Consider the following 19,017-nt stretch of genomic DNA (forward strand, 5'->3'; position numbering starts at 1 on the left):
AGAGGGGCCGGGTCACAGGAAGTTGACGCCCTGGGCGAGCGGCAGAGCGGCGGAGTGGTTGACGGTGTTGGTGGCCCTGCGCATGTAGGAGCGCCAGGCGTCGGACCCCGATTCACGGCCGCCGCCGGTCTCCTTCTCGCCGCCGAACGCGCCGCCGATCTCGGCGCCCGACGTGCCGATGTTGACGTTGGCGATGCCGCAGTCCGAGCCGTCCGCCGCGAGGAAGCGCTCGGCCTCCTGCTGGTCGCGCGTGAAGATGCTGGAGGAAAGGCCCTGCGGGACACCGTTGTTGAGGGCGACGGCCTCGTCGAGGGTGCGGTAGGTGAGCACGTACAGGATCGGCGCGAAGGTCTCCGTGCGGACGATCTCCGTCTGCTCCGGCATGCGGACGAGCGCCGGGCGGACGTACGCGGCGTCCGGCGCCTGCCGGGCGAGGTGGCGTTCGCCGCCGGCCAGCAGGGTGCCGCCGTCCTTCTGCGCGGTGGCCAGGGCCGCGTCCATGGCCTCCCGGGCCGCGGGGCTGATCAGCGGGCCGACCAGGGTGGCGGCGTCGAAGGGGTCGCCGACGGGCAGGTGGCCGTAGGCGTGCACGAGCCGTGGCAGCAGGCGGTCGGCGATGTCCTCGTGGACGATCAGCCGGCGCAGGGTGGTGCAGCGCTGTCCCGCGGTGCCCGCGGCGGAGAAGACGGTGCCGCGTACGGCGAGGTCCAGGTCGGCCGACGGGGCGACGACGGCGGCGTTGTTGCCGCCGAGTTCCAGCAGGACCCGGCCGAACCTGGCGGCCACCCGCGGCGCGATGGCGCGGCCCATCCGTACCGATCCTGTCGCGCTGACCAGGGCCACCCGCGGGTCGTCGGCCAGCCGCTCGCCGCAGTCACGGCCGCCGAGCAGCAGCCGGTGCACCCCGGGCGGCGCGCCGGTGTCCGCCGCCGCGAGGCCGAGGAGTCCGGCGCAGGCCAGGGCGGTGAGCGGGGTGAGTTCCGACGGCTTCCAGACGACGGTGTCGCCGCAGACGAGGGCGATGGCGGTGTTCCAGGACCAGACGGCCACCGGGAAGTTGAAGGCCGTCACAACTCCGGCGACGCCGAGCGGGTGCCAGGTCTCGGCGAGCCGGTGGCCCGGACGTTCGCTGGCGAGGGTGCGGCCGTAGAGCTGCCGGGAGAGGCCGACCGCGAAGTCGCAGATGTCGATCATTTCCTGCACTTCGCCGAGCGCCTCTGACCTGATCTTTCCGGCTTCCACGGTGACCAGGTCGGCCAGGTCCTCCTGGTGCTCGGTGAGCAGTTCGCCGAGCCGTTTGACCAGGGCGCCCCGCCGTGGCGCCGGCACGGTGCGCCACTCCTGGAACGCGCGGTGCGCCTCGGCGACCGCGGCGTCGGCCCCGTCCGGTGAGGTGGCCGGCAGGACGCCGAGCGTGCCGCCGGTGAGCGGCGTACGGGAGGTGAGGGTGGCGGGTGTCGGGCTGCCGCCTCCGGAGAGCGCCGCGAGGGCCGCGGGGTCGGCACCGCAACGGCGCAGGGCCGCGGCGGCGCGGGTGCGCAGCGCGTCGGTGGTGGGCAGGAGCGGTTCGGCTGCGGGCGGGGTGGGACGGCTCATGACGGACTCCTGGTGGGCGCGGTCGGTGGGCGGTGGCGGAACGGGCGGTGGTCCGCTGCGGCAGGTCCTGGCGCGGTGTCAGCCCCCGCTGTCCAGGGACGCGAGGGCTTCGTGGGCTCCGATGGTGTGCAGCGCCCGGCGCAGCGAGCTGTCCTGCTGCGCGGCGTAGAGGACGAACGGGTCGAGGACGGGGCGTCCGATGGCCTCGGCGAGGCGCTGGGCGTCGAAGGGGGTGCCGGTGCGGTCGGTGTCGTGGACGCCGTCGCCGGTGAGGTTGGAGCGGAAGATGCCGGCGGCTGAGCGGGGCAGGAAGTCCTCGTAGACGACGGGGTCGGCGGTGAGCCATCCCTGGTCCACGAGTTCCGTGAGCCCGGCGGGCGGGCGCCGGCCGTCGCGCGGGTGTCCAGGTGCGGGGCGGTAGGTGAAGAACGCGAGCTGTTCGGCGGCGAGTTGGCGCTCGGTGCGGGGGAAGCCGGCTTCCCACAGCGCGCGGGCCGTGCGCTGCCTGGCCGCCCCGTCGCCGTCGTCGGACCGCTGGTCGGTCTCGGTCGTCAGCGCGTCGTAGCGGGCCCGTCCCGCCCTGGTGAGGGCGATGCCGCGGGCCTCGACCTCGCCGAACCGCACCCGCAGCGTGCCCTCGGTGACGCTGCCGTCCGCCTCGCGGAAGGCCCGCGGCTCGGCGAGGGCGCGGAAGGAGGTCTGCCGCAGCAGGACATCGGGGCCGTCCCAGCGCGGCGGTCCCTGGATCCGGTCGATCATGGTGATGCCGTGCTCCCCCATCCGCCGGTACAGGGCGTCGATGTCCAGGACGCGTGGGGTCAGGTGGTTGATGTGGGTGGCGGCCACCCCGCCGATGTCGGCGGCGACCGCGGAGATCCGTTCCAGCTCGGTGTACCAGCCGCGGTCGACGGGCTCCGGCGACAGCGCGAAGGCGGCGACGGCGAGCTGTACGAAGCGGGCGGCGGACTCCGCCGGCAGGCCGCGGCCGGTCTCGGCGCGTCCGGCGAGGGTCAGGAGTTCCGGCGGGAAGAGCGTGCGGCGGGCGAGGAAGGTGGTGAGCCTGGCGGACAGTTCCGCGTCGAAGAACCGGCGGTCGGTGGGGGTCAGCAGGGAGGTGAAGACCCGGAAGGGGTTGCGTTCCAGTTCCTTGGGGTCGGTCGGCCGGAAGGCGGTGGAGACGACGGGCACCGCGCCCGCGCCGCCGTCCCGCAGGTCGTAGAAGCCGACCGGGTGCATCCCGAACGCGGCGAAGATCTGCGCGACCTGGCGCAGTTCGTACGGGGTGCCGACGCGGATGGCGCCGTGCCGCTCGGCGGTGACCCGGTCGATGCCGCCGAGCCGTCCCGCGTCCTCGTCGCGGCGGGCGACCTCGTCGTTGATCTGGCCCGTCACGGTCAGCAGCGTGGTGTAGGCGGGTACTTCGGTGCCGTACATCTCGGACAGCCGGCGGGCGAACGCGGCGCGCAGCCGCCAGGTGGGGACCATGCGGACCTCCGGTGTGTGCGGGACTCACGGTGAGGTGGGCCCGGTGTTTCAGATGATGTGGGCTTCGGGCCTGGCGGTGGTGCGGCCGTCGAAGCGGGCGGCGGACAGCGGGGTGACGTCGAGGAACGGCGGCCGGCCGAGGTAGAGGTCGCGGACGATCTCGCCGACGGCAGGCGCCTGGAGGAATCCGTGCCCGGAGAAGCCGGTCGCATACAGGAAACGCCCCCTATGTGCCGCCGTGCGCTCCGCCTCGCCGATCAGCGCGTTGCGGTCAGGCGTCATCTCGTACAGCCCGGCCCAGCCGCGGGTGACGGGGAAGCGGGCGATTCCGGGTGCCCTGCGGGCGGCGGCTGCGCGGAACGGGCCCAGCCACTCGCGGCTGAACCGCCGCCCGAATCCGGCCTGTTGGGCGGGGTCTGAGAGGCCCATGAGCAGGCCGCCTGCGCCGTCGTTGTGGAAGTAGAGGGTGGAGCCGAAGTCGAGGGTGAAGGGGATCCTGGGCGGCGCGGGCCGCAGCGGTCCTGTGAAGGCGATCTGGCGGCGGAGCGGGGTGACGGGCAGTTCGGCGCCTGCCATTTTCCCGACGGCCGCTGACCAGGCGCCCGCACAGCAGATGACGGTGGGGGTGCGCACCGTGCCGTACGGCGTGTGCACGGCCTGGAGCCCGCTGCCCGGGGGCCCGGGGGCGGTGTCGATGCCGGTGACCTGGCACCGGGTGCGGACCGTCGCGCCGAGGCGGCGGGCGGCCCTGAGGTAGCCGGCCACCGCGGATTTGGGGCGGGCGTAGCCGTCGGACGGCGAGTACGCGGCGGCGACCAGGGTGTCGGGGTCGGTGTAGGGGCACAGTGCGTGCGCCTCGCGCGGGGTGATGATGCGGCTGGGGACGCCGAGCGCGTTCTGGATGCCGACTCCCGCCTCGAAGGTGGCGAGTTCGGCCGCGTCGCCGAGGAGGAAGAGGTAGCCGACGTTCTCCAGGCCGAGGTCGGCTCCCGGGCGGCGGCCGAAGTCCCGCCAGGCGTCCAGGCTGCGCAGGCCGAGCCTGATGTTCAGCGGGTCGGAGAACTGTGCGCGGACGCCGCCGAGCGGTTTGCCCGACGAGCCGGAGGCCGGGCGGTCGCGCTCCAGCAGGAGGATTCGGCCGGCGGACGCCTCAGCCAGGTGGAATGCGATGCTCGCGCCGATCACGCCGCCGCCGATGATCACGACGTCGGCTTCTTCGGGGACAGGGACACGCGCAGCGGTGGAAGCCATCGGGGGCCGCCTTCCCGTCGTGTGGTGGTTCTCTCCCGGGGTCGCTCCGCTCCTGGGGTGGTGCCGTCCGGCGGTGGCCCGCGGTGCGGGTGCCCGTCCCTGGTGGGACGGGCGGGCAGCCGGCACGTGGTGGGTTCCTTCCGATGGTGCGGCACCGGACTGCTCTGCGTCCATGCACAGTTGCTCAAGGTGATCTATCAGGAACGCTGCGGGAGGGGCGCGCCAGGACGCTTCCGGCGGACGGGCACGCCGTCGTACGCCTCCTCCCGGCTTCCGCGGGCGGCGCGGCTGCGGGGCGCGCTCTACCCTCTTGCCATGGAATTTCCGGGAGTTCAGCTCAGAACGCTCCTGGAGCTGACCCGCAGCGGCACGATGACCGCGGCTGCCGCGGCGCTCGGCTACACGCCGGGCGCCGTCTCGCAGCAGATCGCCGCGCTGGAGCGGGCCACCGGCGCGGAGCTGGTGCGGCGGACGGGCCGCAGGGTGGAGCTGACCGACGCCGGGCACACCCTCGCGCGGCACGCGGAGCGGATCCTGGCCGCGCAGGCGGAGGCGGTGGCGGCCCTGGAGCACGGCCGCGCCGAGGTCGTGGCGCGGCTGCGGCTCGGGGTCTTCGGCACCGCAGCCGCCGCCCTGCTGCCGCCCGCCCTGGACCGGCTGCGGGCCCGGCATCCGGGGGTCCGCGTGGTGAGCCGCGAGGTGGACGTGGACCAGGCGTACGCCGAGGTGTGCGCCGGGCGGGTGGACCTGGCGCTTGGCCTCGACTATCCGGACGCGCCGCTCGCCAGGGACGGCGACGTGGAGGTGGTGCGGCTGCGCTCCGAGCGGTTCTCGCTGGCCGTGCCCGCCCAGGCCGCGCCGCCGGGCGAGCGGGTGCCGCGGGAGGCCAGGCCGCCGTACGCCCCGCTGCGGCTGGCCGACGCGGCCGGTCTCGACTGGATCCTGCCGACGGCCGGCTCGTACTACGGGCGGGCGATGCGGGTGGTCTGCCGCCGCGCCGGGTTCGAGCCGCACGTGGTGCACGAGGTCACCGATACGGCGACGTCGCTGGCGATGGTCGCGGCGGGTCTCGGGGTCGCGCCGCTGACGGAGCTGATGCTGCGGCTGCGGTCGCAGGGCATCGCTTCGGTGCCGCTGCAGGACCGGGTGGAGCGGCAGCTCGTGGTCGCCGTCGGTGCCGCGTCACGCCGGCGGCCGTCGGTGGCGGCGCTCATCGGCGCGCTGCGCGACGGCACGGCACCGTAGCGGACGCGCCGTTCCCGGCCGCGGTGCGGGCCTTCGCCAGCCGTCGGCGTACCGGTGTGTAGTGGTCGGTCACGGCGGTGGCGAAGGCGGCGGCGTCGCGGGCCCTGGCGGCGTCGGTGAGGTGGCGGTGCACGTCGACGGTGTGCCGCCCGTCCTCGATGGTGATCAGACCGAGGTGGGGGCCGACGCCGGCGTAGCTGTCCCAGAACGCCTGGGACAGCTGGCTGATGAGGTCGTTGCCGAGCGGTTCGACGAGCAGGGCGTGGAAGGCGCGGTCGGCGGCCAGGAACGCGTCGCCGCCCGCGCGGTGCCGCTCCATCTCCGCCACCAGGCCGTCCAGTCTGTCCAGGTGTCCTGGGGTGAGCGCGCCGACGATGCGTTCGGCGTTGCCACGCTCGAAGAGTTCCCTGACGTCGACGAGGTCGGCGTAGCCGCGGAAGGCGTCGCCGGGGCTGAGCAGTCCGCGGAAGGTCATGCTCTCGGCCAGCGCCGACAGGCCCAGGCTGCCGACGTAGGTGCCGTGCCCGTGCCTGACCTCGACGATGTCCAGTGCGGCCAGCGACTTGACCGCCTCGCGGACGCTGGAGCGGCTGGCCCGCAGCGTCGCGCACAGTTCGGCCTCGGTCGGCAGCGGGTCGCCGGGACGCATCCGGTTGTCGAGCATGTGGCGCTTGATTTCGTCGGCGACCTCCTTGCGGAGGGACGGCCGTCCGCGACGTGGTCGCACCACCTCGGCACCCGGCACCTCGCGCCCCCTCTCACCGTGTCCGGTCGTGGCCGCAGCGTAGCAATCGCCGGGGTGCGTCCGGTGTCCGCCGCCGGGCGGTGCGGGGCCCCGCGCGGCCGGTCCCGGCGGGCTCAGGCCGACTCGTCGCTTGCCGTCGGCGCCGGCTCGTCCATCGGCGGCGGCCAGGCCGGGCGGCTGCCGTCGGGCACCGCCGCCAGGGCGTGGCCGACGGTGGGGTAGCAGGAGAAGACGTTCAGGGACTGGGTGCCGACCAGCAGCCGCAGCATCCGTACGCCGAGCGAGGCCAGGAACAGCCGGCCCTCCAGCTTCCGGCACAGCCATTCCAGGGCGAGCAGGCAGCTCAGGCCGCGGGAGTCGCAGAAGCGCAGGGCGGTCAGGTCGAGCACCAGGAAGCGATGACCGGCCGAGACGACGGACCTGGCCTCGGCGAGAAAAGTCTGCTCGGTGCGGAGGTCGAGCTCCCCTGTCACCCGCAGGACCGCACACTCGTCCCCCTGCGCGATCGCAGTGACCGCCAACGACCGCATTTCCGCACTCATACCGCCCAGCCTAAGCGCCCTGGCGCCCACCCTCACCGCTGCGGCCACCGGCGTACACGGGGCGGTTCCCGGCCCGGACGCCCCGCCGCGGTGCCCCGGCGGCGGCCCGCTGCCGGTCAGAGCCGTTCTCGGGACGTACCGAACCCTTCTCGCGAGTGATCCCGAAGCGCCCCGGCCGGTCCGAAACGGTCAACAAGTGTTCTTTCGGCCACCGGACACCGGCCGAATCGCACACACCGGGACGCCCGCGGGCCACCCAGGGGGCCCGTACGGGCACGCCCGGTGCGACCGGTCCTGTCCGAGGCGCCACGCAGCGGGCAGAAACAGGCATCTTTCCTGCGGTCACGGGCAGCCGACGGTGGGGGAACGGTTGCTATAAACCTCGGGCGGGCAGAAACGGGCAGGCCCGTGACCGAACGGATCGACGCTATGCACAGGAGAACACCATGAGGGCCGAGGAACGTCAGCACCGGATCCTCGTGCTCGCCCGGCAGACCGGCCGGGTCGACGTCGCGGACGCAGCGGAGGAGTTCCGGGTCGCCCGGGAAACCGTGCGGCGCGACCTGAGCGCACTGGAGCGCCGGGGCCTGATCCGGCGCACCCACGGCGCCGCGTATCCGGTCGAGAGCGCCGGATTCGAGACCACCCTGGCCCGGCGCGAGACCCAGCAGGTCGCGGAGAAGCGCCGGATCGCCGCGGCTGCGGCGCAGCTGGTCGGCGAGGCCGAGACGGTGTTCGTGGACGAGGGCTACACGCCGGAGCTGGTCGCCGCGCTGCTGCCCGCCGACCGGCCGCTGACCGTGATCACGCCGTCGCTGCGCACCGCGTCCCTGGTGTCGGCTTCCGACTCCACCACCGTCCTGCTGGCCGGCGGGCGGGTGCGGTCCGGGACGCAGGCCACGGTGGGTTCGTGGGCACGGGACATGCTCGCCCGGTTCGTCATCGACCTGGCGTTCCTGGGCGCGAACGGCATCTCCCGTGAGCACGGCCTGACCACCCCGGACCCGGCCGTCGCCGACGTGAAGGAACAGGCCGTCCGCTCGTCGCGGCGGCGGGTGCTGGTCGGCGTGCACAGCAAGTTCGGCGCGAGCAGTTTCTGCCGGTTCGCCGGTATCGGTGACGTCGACTCGATCGTCACCGACGCCGGTCTCTCCGGGCCCGAGGCCCACCGCTACTCCCTCCTGGGGCCGCAGGTGCTCCGGGTCTGACCGGTACGGGCCGCCCGGAGCGCCGGCCCGTACCGCATCGCACACCACCGGCGTCGGCGGCCCGCACGGCCGCCGGCCGGTCCCCCGCGCCCGCCGCAGGCTCGCGCGCCGGCGTGCACCGGCCGCCGGGCCACCGGATGTCCCCAGAAAGGTACGAGTGTGAGAGCACGATCCCCTGGCAGCAGCCGAGGCCGCGCCACCGCGCTGACCGCGGTCACCCTGACCCTGTCGCTGGCCACCGCCGGCTGCTATCGCGGCGCGGGTGACGTCGGCAACGACGGCGCGCACACCATCAACGTCCTGATGGTGAACAACCCGCAGATGGTGGATCTGCAGCGGCTGACGGCCGCCCACTTCACCAAGGAGACCGGCATCAAGGTGAACTTCACCGTGCTGCCCGAGGACGATCTGCGCGACAAGATGAGCCAGGACTTCTCCAGCCAGGCCGGACAGTACGACGTGGCGAGCCTGAGCAACTACGAGACGCCGATCTACGCCCGCAACGGCTGGCTGACCCCGCTGGGCGAACGGGCGGCCAAGGACCGGGAGTTCGACCAGAAGGACATCCTGGAGCCGGTCCGCGATGCGCTCACCGCGGCGGACGGCAAGATCTACGCGGAGCCGTTCTACGGCGAGTCCTCGTTCCTGATGTACCGCAAGGACCTCGTCAAGGCCGCGGGGCTGACCATGCCCGCCCACCCGACCTGGCGGCAGGTCGCCGCACTGGCCGCGAAGCTGGACGGATCCCGGAAGGGGCTCAAGGGCATCTGCCTGCGCGGACAGCCCGGTTGGGGGCAGCTGGCCGCGCCGCTGAGCACCGTCGTCAACACCTTCGGCGGCACCTGGTTCACCAAGGACTGGAAGGCGAAGCTCGACAGCCCGCAGTTCACCGAGGCCACCCGCTTCTACGTCGACCTGGTCCGCAAGCACGGCGAGGCCGGCGCACCGCAGGCCGGCTACACCGAGTGCCTCAACGACATGCAGCAGGGCAAGGTCGCCATGTGGTACGACGCGACGGCCGGCGCGGGCTCGCTGGAGAGCGCCGATTCCAAGGTGGCGGGCAAGGTCGGCTACGCCCCTGCCCCGGTCGAGCGGACCCGCAGCGCGGGCTGGCTCTACACCTGGGCGTGGGGCATCCAGAAGGCGAGCACGCACCAGGACGCCGCCTGGAAGTTCATTTCCTGGGCGTCGAGCAAGAAGTACGAGCGGCTGGTGGCCCAGGAGTTGGGCTGGTCACGGGCGCCGGGCGGCAAGCGCGCCTCCCTCTACCGCGACCCCGCGTACCGCAAGGATTCGGGTGCCTTCGCGCCGGCGACGGAGCAGGCGATCAGGTCGGCCCGTCCCGACGATCCCGGAGTGCAGCCACGGCCCGCGCCCGGCATCCAGTTCGTGGGCATACCCGAGTTCTCCGATCTGGGCACCAAGGTTTCCCAGGAGGTCAGTTCGGCCATCGCGGGCAAGCAGAGCGTGCCCGCGGCGCTGAAGAACAGCCAGCGCCTCGCCGAGGAGGTGGCACGTGCCTACACCGACCGCTGAGACCGCCCGCGGCCTGCGGGCGCAGCGCGCGAAGGACTGGGCGCGCCGTGCGCCCCTGCTGCCCGCGCTGGTCTTCCTGATCATCGTGACCCAACTGCCGTTCGTGGCCACCGTGGTGATCTCGTTCACCCGCTGGAACGCGCTGGCCCCCGACAACCGCGGCTTCGCCGCCTTCGACAACTACGCGGCGGTGTTCACGGACCCGGCGATGCGCGCGTCGGTCGGCACGACCGTGCTGCTGACCGTGACCGTGGTGCTGGTGAGCCTGCTGCTCGGCCTGGGGCTCGCGCTGCTGCTCGACCGCGGCTTCCGCGGTCGCGGCATCGTCCGCACCCTGCTCATCACGCCGTTCCTGGTGGTGCCTGTCGCCTCCGCCCTGCTGTGGAAGCACGCGCTGTACAACGCGTCGTACGGGTTCATCAACGGCTGCCTGTCCTGGATATGGGGCCTGTTCGGCAGCGACAACCCGCCGCAGCCCGACTGGATGACCGATTCGCCGCTGGCCGCCGTTGAGGTGTCGCTGATCTGGCAGTGGACGCCGTTCATGATGCTGATCCTGCTGGCCGGGCTGCAGAGCCGGCCGACCGACGCCGTCGAGGCGGCCCGGATGGACGGGGCCACGACCTTCGACGTCTTCCGCTATCTGACGCTGCCCCACCTGCGCCGCTATCTCGAACTCGCCGCCCTGCTGGGCACGGTGTACGTCGTGCAGAACTTCGACGCGGTCTTCACCATCACCTCGGGCGGCCTGGGAACGGCCAATCTCCCTTACACCATCTACCAGACCTTCTACCAGGCCCATGACTACGGACGGGCGTCCGCACAGGGCGTCGTCGTCGTGCTGTGTTCGCTGCTGGTGGCGACGTTCGCGCTGCGCGCGGTGTCGTCCCTGCTGCGCGAGGAGGTCACCCGATGAGCAGTGCGTCCCCGACCCGTTCCGCTTCCCCCGCGCTGCGTAGGCGGCGCCGCCGTGGCAGCCTGCTGGGCCTGGTCGCCTGGCTGTGCGGCATCGCCTTCTTCCTGCCCGTCGCCTGGATGGTGCTCACGTCCCTGCACAGCGAGCAGGACGCGGCGACCAACCCGCCGAGCATCGCCGCCCCGCTCACCCTGCACGGCTACCGCGAGTTCTTCGGCGCGGGCACCGGCATCAGCCCCTGGCCGCCGCTGATCAACTCGCTGACCGCCTCGGTCGTTTCCACCCTGCTCGTCCTGCTCCTCGCGGTGCCGGCGGCCTACGCCCTGTCGATCCGGCCGGTGCGCAAGTGGAGCGACGTGATGTTCTTCTTCCTCTCCACCAAGATGCTGCCGCTGGTGGCGGGACTGCTGCCCATCTACCTGGTCGCGCAGAACACCGGGATGCTGGACAGCATCTGGCTGCTGGTCATCCTCTACACCTCGATGAACCTCCCGATCGCGGTGTGGATGATGCGGTCCTTCCTCGCCGAGGTGCCCGTCGAGATGCTGGAGGCGGCGTCCATCGACGGTGCAGGTCTCGGCACCACTCTGCTGCGCATCGTCGCGCCGGTCGCCATGCCCGGCATCGCCGCCACCGCACTGATCTCGTTCATCTTCAGCTGGAACGAGCTGCTGTTCGCCCGCGTCCTGACGGGCATCGTCGCGGGGACGTCGCCGGTGTTCCTGACCGGATTCGTCACCAGCCAGGGCCTGTTCCTCGCCAAGGTCTGCGCCGCCGCCACCGTCATCTCGCTCCCGGTGCTGATCGCCGGATTCGCCGCCCAGGACAAGCTCGTCCAGGGCCTGTCCCTGGGTGCGGTGAAGTAGCGGGCCGCCCCGGGCCGGGAGGCGGCGGCCGGGCTGCGGCCCGCCCCGCCGCCCCCGGCCCGGCGGGGCGGGCCACCCCGGGATAGAACAGGGGCATGGACGCAGCCGCACCCCCCTCCGGGCAGCCCGATGACGTCGACGCCGTGACCCGCGCGGTGCTGACCGCGTCCCGCGTCCTGGTGGCGGTCTCCGCCCGTTCGCTGGCCGCGGTGGAAGGCCGGGTGACGCTGCCGCAGTTCCGGCTGCTGGTCGCGCTGTCCAGCCACGGCACGGCCAAGCTCGTCGAGGTCGCCGACTGGCTGGGGGTCAATCCGTCCACCGCGATGCGCATGGCCGACCGGCTGATCACCGCCGGTTTCGCCGAGCGGCGGGTCAACCCGGGTGACCGCCGCGAGACCCGGCTGGGGCTGACCGGCCAGGGCCGGCGCATCGTCGAAGAGGTCACCGCACGCCGCCGCCGCGAGATCGCCCGCATCGTCGGCCGGCTGGCTCCGGAGCAGCGCACCGCGCTCGTCGACGCACTGGACGCCTTCACCGCGGCGGGCGACGAACCCCCCGCACCCGGCGCGGCGTCCGGCCCCTACCCGCTGGGCCGGCCCGACGCGGCGCCGGTCGACGCGGACCGCTCCCCCGGCGGCCCCGGGACGGCGCACGGTGGCGCCGACGGCACTGCGCCACGGTGACCGCGGCCGGCCCGCCACCGCCCGCTCACTCGTACATCACGTACTCCGGCCGCGGCCTCAGGGCCAGCACCTCGTCGGGGGTCATCAGGCGGCTGCTGCCTTCCGCGTCCTCCTCGTAGAAGAGCTTGAAGCCGGTGTGGACGCCGGCGGGAAGGCTGCCGACGAGCCGCCGCCAGGTGGCCCGCTTCAGGTCGGGGGAGCCGATCCCGTCCGCGCTCTTGATCAGGGCGACTCCCGGCCTGCGCCGCAGCGCGGACTCCTGGCGCAGGACGGACGCGGCCACCTGGTGGAAGACCAGCGGCTTCTCGGGCAGATCGTGCGCGGCGACCAGGCGGGACAAGTAGTCGGCCACGCCGGTCAGTTCACGCCCGCTGGTACGGCCGAAACGGTCGCCCGGCACCTCCCTTGGCCCCATCTCCCACTCCGGGTCGAGCGCGAGCCCCACGTCGGGGCGGAGCAGCCAGGGGCGCAGCGCCTTGACCTCGTCGAGCACGCGGGCGCGACCCGGCTGGATGTTGAGCAGCAGCAGTGCCCGGTGGCCGGCCGCGATCCGGTGGAAGCGGCGGATCGTCGCGTCCGGCGTCCGCGAGCGGTACCGGCCGTCAGGACCCGGCGCCGCGGTCGCGACCACCGCGAGGAGTTCGAGTACCGGCAGCACCTCGCGGTCCCCTGCGTACGCACGGGCCCGCTTCTCGATCTCGTCGGCCCGCTCGTCCGGATCCCCGGTCCCGAGCCTGCCGAGCGCCGCGGCGCCGGGCAGACCGCAGAAGCCCACCAGCCGGTGGCGTGGGAACAATTCCCGTCCGCCGCGCGGGAGTTCAGGGTGTTTCCTCCCCGGATGCGCGGACTTTCCCGACGCCGGACCGGTGCCCGACGGGGCGGGCGACGCCCGGCCCGTGCCGCGCGACGGCTCCGCTCCGGGGGCCGGGTCGGCGCGGCTCCCGGTGTCGCCGCAGGCGGCGAGCAGCCCGACGCCGGCCGCCGCGGTGGCGGCGAGCAGGGTGCGGCGGGCGGGCCGCCGCGCGCCGCCCGCCGCACGCGGGACCGGTATACCGGCCGGGGATTCCTCGTCGGGTATCGCGGGTGTGCCGTCCGTCTCGTCCTCAGCCATGTCGCCTCCGTACGCTGCCGTGCACCTGCGCATCTCCAGGTGGGCGCGGGCCGAAACCCCGCGGCGGGGAGGCACATCGCACACCGGAGGGCGGCGGGCTACCGGACGGCGTCGGCCCCCGTGGCGCGGGCGATGAGCAGGGCGACGTCGTCGTGGCCGTGCGGCTGCCGCAGGGCGCCCAGCAGGCGGTCGCACTGCTCCTCCAGGTCGTCGCGCGGGACGGCCAGCAGGTCGACGAGGGTTTCCAGGCGGGTGTCGATCGATTCGTCGCGGGTTTCCACCAGCCCGTCGGTGTAGAGCACCAACTGGTCGGCGGGGCGCAGGGCGACGACGGTCTGCTCGAACGGGACGCCGCCGACGCCGAGCGGGGCGCCGGTCGGCAGGTCGAGCAGTTCGGGGCGGCGGCCAGGCCGGACGACGACGGGCGGCAGGTGTCCCGCGCTCGCGATGCGGCACTCCTGGCGGCGGGGGTCGTAGACGGCGTACACGCAGGTCGCGAAGGCCGGGTCGAGCCCGGCGGCGATGTGGTCCAGATGCCGCAGGAGCTGGGCGGGTTCGAGGTCGAGGTCGGCCAGCGCGCGGGTGGTGGTGCGCAACTGCCCCATGGTGGCGGCGGCGTTGATGCCGCTGCCCATGACGTCGCCGACGACCAGGGCCGTCTTGTCGCCGGCCACCGGGATGGCGTCGAACCAGTCGCCGCCGATCTCACCCGCGGCGCGGGCCGGCTGGTAGCGGTGGGCGATCTCCATGCCGGTCGGCTGCGGCGGTGCATGGCTCATCAGGTGCCGCTGGAGGGTGAGCGCGGTGCGGCGTTCGCTCTGGTACGAGCGGGCGTTGTCGATGGCGACGGCGGCGCGGGCGGACAGTTCGACGGCGAGCACCACGTCGTCCTCGTCGAACGGCAGCTCGTTGCGGACGCGGTAGAGCGAGAGGGCACCCAGCACCTCACCGCGTGCGGTCAGCGGCACCGCCAGGTAGGAGCGGAGCCCGGCCCGCGCCAGGAGGGCGGCCCCCTGGCTGTCGACGGCGATCCGCTCCAGGTCCTCGTCCCGTACCCGCGCTATCAGGACGGGCCTGCCGGTGGTCACACAGCGGGTGATGACGCGGTCGGCGTCGTAGGAGGCGATCTGCCCCGCCGGGTCGGCGGCCTGCGCGGCGTCGGTCGGGAAGGCGGCGGCCACCGCGAGCGCGCGGAAGCGGGCGGCGTCGCCGGGGCCGAGCGTGGCCTGGCGCCTGCCGTCCAGGACGGCGTCGAGCACGTCGACCGCGGCGAGGTCGGCCAGCTCGGGCACGATGACGTCGGCCAGTTCGTGGGCGGTCTGGTCGACGTCGAGGGTGGTGCCGACGGTGGCCGACGCGTCGGCGATGACGGCGAGCCGGCGGCGGGCCCGCGCCGCTTCGGATGCGGCCCGGTGCTGCTCGGTGACGTCCACGACCGACGTCGCCAGGCCGAGCACCCTGCCGCCCGGGTCCTCGAGCCGGTAGTGGGACACCGACCAGGCGTGCTCGTTGCCGGGGTCGTCGGGCGGGTATCCGACGAGGAACTGGTTGAGCCGCGGCGTGCCGGTGGCGAGCACCTTGCGCATGCTGGCCGTGATGGTGGCGGTGTCCAGGAAGCCGAGCGCCTCGTGCGCGTCACGGCCGACGTGCGCGGACGCGGGCATGCCGTTGATCCGCTCCAGAGCCGGGTTGACCATGACGTAGCGCAGGTCGGTGTCCAGGACCGCGAGGCCGATCGGCGACTGCGCCACCAGCCGTACGGAAAGCGCCAGATCCTGCTCGACGCGGCGCAGCACGCTCCGGTCGGTGGCGAGGCCGAGTGCGTAGGAGTGGCCCTGTTCGTCCGTGAGCCGCATGTTGCGGAATTCGACGAGCCGGGTGTCGCCGTCCTTGTGCCGCACAGGAAAGACTCCGGCCCAGGTCTCGCCGCTGGCCATGACCTGGGCGAACAGGTCAAGGACGAGGTCGTGGCGGTCCGGCGGCACCAGGAGTTTGGCGGCCGGCACGCCGAGCGCCTCCTTCGCGCTCCAACCGAACAGCTCCTCCGCCTGCGGGCTCCACAGGGCGATCCGGCCGTTCGCGTCCAGCATCACGGCGGCCACGCCCAGCGCGTCCAGCAGGCCGCCGGGGCCGGACGGGCCCGCCCCGACGGGGTCCACGTCGTCGGGGAACGCGTCGGTCGCACCCATCCAGGCACTCCTTCCGCCGGCGCCCGGCCACCGGCAGCCGTGGCGCTCCTGCACACCGGTTCCTTCCTGCCGTGCTGCCGTTGCGCACCATCATCCCTCCCGCGGCGCGACTCGGCCATGCCCGGCGCCGGGCGCCGTCGAGCGACCCTTCGACGGACCTCGCGCCCCTGCCGACCCGGTCCGTCCGGGGCCCGTTCGGCGGCTGCCGCACAACGTCCGGATCCCGTCCATCGGATTGGAGTTGTTGATCCGTGACCATTAACGTGAGGTTAGTTGCCTCCAGCAACTAAATACCTGTATACCGCCCACCGGACCGCCCGGCCAGGGCCACCCGGTCTCAGGAGGAATCCCGCCATGCCAGCAGCTGCCCAGCCCTTCCGCACCTACGTGGAAGAGAACCTCGACGCACTCGGCGTCGACCCCGGGCGTCAGACACTGGTCCACCAAGGCCGCCGGGTCACCGCAGGTGAGCTGCGCGATCTCGTCTACCGGATGGCACGGGCGCTGCGGGCCCAGGGCGTGGGCCGCGGCCGGACGGTCACCCTGCTGAGCGGTAACGCGCCGGAAACCATCGCCGCGCGCTACGCGGCCAACCTCATCGGCTGCCGGGTCAACCACCTCTACAACAAGCTCTCCGCCGAGTCCCAGGCCGCCATCGTGCGCGACGTCGAGACCCAGGCTCTGATCGTCGACCCCCGTTACACCGAACGGGCCATCGAGGTCACGGAGTTGGCGCCGGTCCCAGCCATCCTCGCGCTCGGCCCCGCGAAGACCGGCACCGACCTGCTGGAGCTGGCCGCCGGGCAGAGCGCCGAGCCGTTCGCGGGCGACGCACGGCCCGAGGACGTCTGCACCATCCGCCACACCGGCGGCACCACCGGCCACCCCAAGGGCATCTGCAGCACCTTCTCCCAGGCCCGCTGGCTCCACCGGGTCATCCCCGGGGACGCCGAGCCGCCCCGTCAGCTGGTCTGCACGACCCTCGCGCACGCCGCCGGCATCATGGCCGACTCCACTCTGAACGCCGGCGGCACCGTCGTGCTGCTCGACGACTTCGACCCGGCCGCCGCCCTCGCCGCCATCGAACGCGAGCGGATCACCGACCTGTTCATGCTGCCGCCGCTGCTCTACCAGCTGATGGACCACCCGGACGCGCAGCACACCGACACCAGCAGCCTGCGCCGGCTGACCTACGGCGGCTGCCAGGCGTCCCCCACCCGCATCGCCGACGCGATCCGCGCCTTCGGCCCGGTCCTGATGCAGGGCTACGGCCAGAACGAGGCGGGCGGCATCAGCATCCTGCTGCCCGACGACCACGACCCGGAGCGGCCCGACCGGCTGCGCTCCGCGGGCAAGGTGCTGCCCGACGTCGAGGTCGCCATCCGCGACGAACAGGGCCGCGACCTGCCGCCCGGCGAGCACGGCGAGGTCTGCGTACGCTCCGACATGATCATGAAGGGCTACTGGAAGCAGCCCGAGCTGACCGCCGAGGTCCTGCGGGACGGCTGGGTGCACACCGGCGACATCGGATTCCTCGACACCGACGGCTACTTGACGATCGTCGACCGCATCAAGGACATGATCGTCGTGGTCGGCGGCCACGTGTACACCACCGAGCTGGAGGACCTGCTCAACACGCACCCGCAGGTCCGGCAGAGCGCTGTCTTCGGCGTCCGGGACGCGGACCGGATGGAGCAGGTGCACGCCGTCGTGATCCCCGCACCCGGCAGCGAGGTCGACGCGCAGCAGCTGCGCGACATGGTGCGCGCCGAGCGCGGTGCCATGTACGAGCCGGCCCACCTCACCTTCACCGACGCGCTGCCGCTGACCGACGCGGGCAAGCCGGACAAGAAGCTGCTGCGGGTGCAGGCCGAGGCCGAGCAGGAGGCGGCCCGTCGTTGACGGGGCGTCAACTTCCGCTGACCGGGCGGCTCACACGATCGGAGTAGTGGGCGTTTTGAAGTGGTTCGCGAAGGTGATCTCTGTCCATGCCAGTATCTCCGCGAACCCATGAGGAGTATCCATGCGCATCCGCGCCGTCATCTCGGCCACCGCTCTCGCCGCCACCATCATCCTGAGCGGCGCCGGCACCGCCATGGCGGGGGGCCACGACGACAACTCGGGCCTCAGCGCCAAGTACTTCAAGTGCCTTCAGGGCGCAGCCGTCCTGGAGGGCAACCCGGTGTGGTTCCAGGGTTGTGAGGGCGGCTCCATCGACGGCAACTGGTAACAGCCGGCGGACAGCCGCACACGGAAATCGGCCGTCACCACGCTCCGTGGTGGCGGCCTTCGCCTGTGCGCCTGACCGTCTCAGGCGGGCGCCCGGGACCGCCCGGACGCCGCCGGGTCCGGCGCACTGGAGCCCCGCACGACGAGCCGGGGCGCGAGACGGACCGCGCGGCGGGCCGCCGGGGCCGCTGCGGACGGCCGGCGGGCGAGCAACCGGGCGGCCTCCGCGGCGAGTTCGGCGACCGGCTGGCGGACGGTGGTCAGGGCCGGGTCGGCGAGTCCGGCCAGCGGGATGTCGTCGAAGCCGGTGACCGCGACCTCGCCCGGCACGTCGGCGCCCAGCCGGCGCAGCTGCTGGAGCGCGCCGGCCGCGATGAGGTCGTTGGCGCAGACCAGGGCGTCGGGCCGGGACGGCCAGAGCCGGTCCGCGGCAGCTCTCCCCCATGCCACGGAGAAGTCGCCCAACTCGGCCCGCCGCGGGACGTCAGGGCCGAGGGCGCCGATGCCGGCCTCGTAGGCCGCGTGCCGTTCGACCGCCGTCGACGCCGTCCCGGCCACGCCGACGAAGCAGGGCCTGCGGCGGCCCGTCGCGGCCAGGTGGTCCAGGACCAGCGTCATGCCCGCGGCGTTGTCCACGGCCACCGAATCGGCGACACCGGCGCCGCAGCCGCGGTCGAGCAGCACCAGCGGCACCCGGGCCGCCGCCGCGGCCACCGCGGGCCGGCTGCGCCGCTCGTCGGCCGGTACCACCAGGAGCGCGTCGACCTGCCGGTCCAGCAGGGCGCCGATCCTGGCGGCCTCCGTCTCCGGGTCGTCGTCGCAGTCCGCGAGCAGCAACGCCCTGCCCTCGGCGTGCAGGGCGTGCTCCAGTTCCCTGACGAGGGCGGGGAAGAACGGGTTGGTGATCTGCGGCAGGACCAGGCCGACCGTGCCCGTGGAGCGGCTGCGCAGGGCGCGTGCGACGTGGTTGGGCCGGTAACCCAGGCGCTCGGCAGCGTCCCGCACCCTGCGGGCGGTCTCGGCGCCGACCGGGCGGGTGCCCGCCAGGACGCGGGAGACCGTGGCGACGGAACAGCCCGATGCGCGGGCGACATCCTTGAGGGTGACTTCGACCACCGTCCCCCGGCCCCCTTCCTTCGATGCGTACGGCCCGTGCGGGCCGGACGGAGCATACGCCCCGTACGTGGTGCGGCAAACGTTGTCCCCCGCCGGTGTGCGGGAGCGGCTCGGCGGCGCCATCTACCAGCGGGATGCCGGGAAATCGCCCCGAAGAATGCGATATGAGTCATTGACAAGCTGCTGGTTCATGGGTCAAGTTTCCGGAGAACGTTTTCCCGTGAAGTGTCCCGAGCCCACGCCCGGGGCCGACGGCGGCGCCCCTCGCGCCCGCGCCGTCCGCCACCGGTGCGGCGGCG

16 protein-coding genes are annotated in these 19,017 nt (G+C 73.3%); 8 read left to right on the top strand and 8 right to left on the bottom strand.

Going from position 1 to position 19,017, the window contains the following annotated elements; translation table 11 throughout:
* Positions 1–12: 12 nt before the first annotated feature.
* The 3 genes from ACGFNI_RS31535 to ACGFNI_RS31545 form a co-directional block, all read right to left on the bottom strand.
* Positions 13–1,596, bottom strand: a complete 1,584-nt coding sequence (locus ACGFNI_RS31535; protein WP_393688493.1) for an aldehyde dehydrogenase family protein — start codon at positions 1,594–1,596, stop codon at positions 13–15.
* 78 nt (positions 1,597–1,674) lie between these two features.
* On the bottom strand, positions 1,675–3,081 hold the full coding sequence (locus ACGFNI_RS31540; protein ID WP_393688495.1) for a 2-oxoadipate dioxygenase/decarboxylase family protein: 1,407 nt from the start codon (positions 3,079–3,081) through the stop codon (positions 1,675–1,677).
* A 48-nt stretch (positions 3,082–3,129) separates the two neighbouring features.
* Complete coding sequence (locus tag ACGFNI_RS31545) at positions 3,130–4,332, bottom strand: NAD(P)/FAD-dependent oxidoreductase (RefSeq protein ID WP_393688497.1); 1,203 nt, start codon at positions 4,330–4,332, stop codon at positions 3,130–3,132.
* Positions 4,333–4,647: 315 nt separating this feature from the next.
* Between ACGFNI_RS31545 and ACGFNI_RS31550 the strand changes: the two genes are divergently transcribed.
* Positions 4,648–5,577, top strand: coding sequence for a LysR family transcriptional regulator (locus tag ACGFNI_RS31550; protein WP_393688499.1), 930 nt, complete (start codon positions 4,648–4,650; stop codon positions 5,575–5,577).
* On the opposite strand, the gene ACGFNI_RS31555 is transcribed toward ACGFNI_RS31550, so the two are convergent.
* Together ACGFNI_RS31555 and ACGFNI_RS31560 are read right to left on the bottom strand one after the other, a co-directional pair.
* Positions 5,543–6,307 carry a FadR/GntR family transcriptional regulator gene (locus tag ACGFNI_RS31555; protein WP_393688501.1) on the bottom strand — a complete coding sequence of 255 codons (765 nt, stop codon included), beginning with the start codon at positions 6,305–6,307 and terminating at the stop codon, positions 5,543–5,545. The genes ACGFNI_RS31550 and ACGFNI_RS31555 overlap by 35 nt on opposite strands.
* 128 nt (positions 6,308–6,435) lie before the next feature.
* On the bottom strand, positions 6,436–6,864 hold the full coding sequence (locus tag ACGFNI_RS31560) for an STAS domain-containing protein (RefSeq protein WP_393688502.1): 429 nt from the start codon (positions 6,862–6,864) through the stop codon (positions 6,436–6,438).
* 446 nt (positions 6,865–7,310) lie between these two features.
* Between ACGFNI_RS31560 and ACGFNI_RS31565 the strand changes: the two genes are divergently transcribed.
* The 5 genes from ACGFNI_RS31565 to ACGFNI_RS31585 all read left to right on the top strand — a co-directional run bounded on the left by ACGFNI_RS31565 (position 7,311) and on the right by ACGFNI_RS31585 (position 12,073).
* Positions 7,311–8,072 carry a DeoR/GlpR family DNA-binding transcription regulator gene (locus ACGFNI_RS31565; protein WP_393688504.1) on the top strand — a complete coding sequence of 254 codons (762 nt, stop codon included), beginning with the start codon at positions 7,311–7,313 and terminating at the stop codon, positions 8,070–8,072.
* Positions 8,073–8,231: 159 nt separating this feature from the next.
* On the top strand, positions 8,232–9,608 hold the full coding sequence (locus ACGFNI_RS31570; protein ID WP_393688506.1) for an ABC transporter substrate-binding protein: 1,377 nt from the start codon (positions 8,232–8,234) through the stop codon (positions 9,606–9,608).
* Positions 9,589–10,524 (top strand): carbohydrate ABC transporter permease, encoded by a 936-nt coding sequence (locus tag ACGFNI_RS31575; protein WP_393688508.1) that lies wholly within the window; start codon positions 9,589–9,591, stop codon positions 10,522–10,524. The genes ACGFNI_RS31570 and ACGFNI_RS31575 overlap by 20 nt, the downstream gene beginning before the upstream one ends.
* A complete protein-coding gene (locus tag ACGFNI_RS31580) occupies positions 10,521–11,390 on the top strand; it encodes a carbohydrate ABC transporter permease (protein ID WP_393688510.1) in 870 nt (289 codons plus the stop codon). Before ACGFNI_RS31575 ends, ACGFNI_RS31580 begins: the two co-directional genes overlap by 4 nt.
* 95 nt (positions 11,391–11,485) lie before the next feature.
* Positions 11,486–12,073 carry a MarR family winged helix-turn-helix transcriptional regulator gene (locus tag ACGFNI_RS31585; RefSeq protein ID WP_393688512.1) on the top strand — a complete coding sequence of 196 codons (588 nt, stop codon included), beginning with the start codon at positions 11,486–11,488 and terminating at the stop codon, positions 12,071–12,073.
* Between the two features lie 25 nt (positions 12,074–12,098).
* Here ACGFNI_RS31585 and ACGFNI_RS31590 read toward each other — a convergent pair whose 3' ends face one another.
* A complete protein-coding gene (locus ACGFNI_RS31590; RefSeq protein ID WP_393688514.1) occupies positions 12,099–13,184 on the bottom strand; it encodes a hypothetical protein in 1,086 nt (361 codons plus the stop codon).
* Between the two features lie 98 nt (positions 13,185–13,282).
* Entirely contained in the window at positions 13,283–15,373 is a 2,091-nt protein-coding gene (locus ACGFNI_RS31595) for a SpoIIE family protein phosphatase (protein ID WP_393688516.1), read from the bottom strand.
* 354 nt (positions 15,374–15,727) lie between these two features.
* Between ACGFNI_RS31595 and ACGFNI_RS31600 the strand changes: the two genes are divergently transcribed.
* On the top strand, positions 15,728–17,275 hold the full coding sequence (locus ACGFNI_RS31600; protein ID WP_393688518.1) for an AMP-binding protein: 1,548 nt from the start codon (positions 15,728–15,730) through the stop codon (positions 17,273–17,275).
* Positions 17,276–17,396: 121 nt separating this feature from the next.
* Positions 17,397–17,603 (top strand): hypothetical protein, encoded by a 207-nt coding sequence (locus ACGFNI_RS31605; protein WP_393688520.1) that lies wholly within the window; start codon positions 17,397–17,399, stop codon positions 17,601–17,603.
* 80 nt (positions 17,604–17,683) lie between these two features.
* Here the strand turns inward: ACGFNI_RS31605 and ACGFNI_RS31610 are convergent, their stop codons facing one another.
* The gene (locus ACGFNI_RS31610) at positions 17,684–18,718 is read right to left on the bottom strand and encodes a LacI family DNA-binding transcriptional regulator (RefSeq protein ID WP_393688522.1); all 1,035 of its coding nucleotides are present in this window, start codon (positions 18,716–18,718) and stop codon (positions 17,684–17,686) included.
* Between the last annotated feature and the right edge of the window lie 299 nt (positions 18,719–19,017).

This window comes from Streptomyces sp. NPDC048644 (genome assembly GCF_043199105.1).
GTDB lineage: Bacteria > Actinomycetota > Actinomycetes > Streptomycetales > Streptomycetaceae > Streptomyces.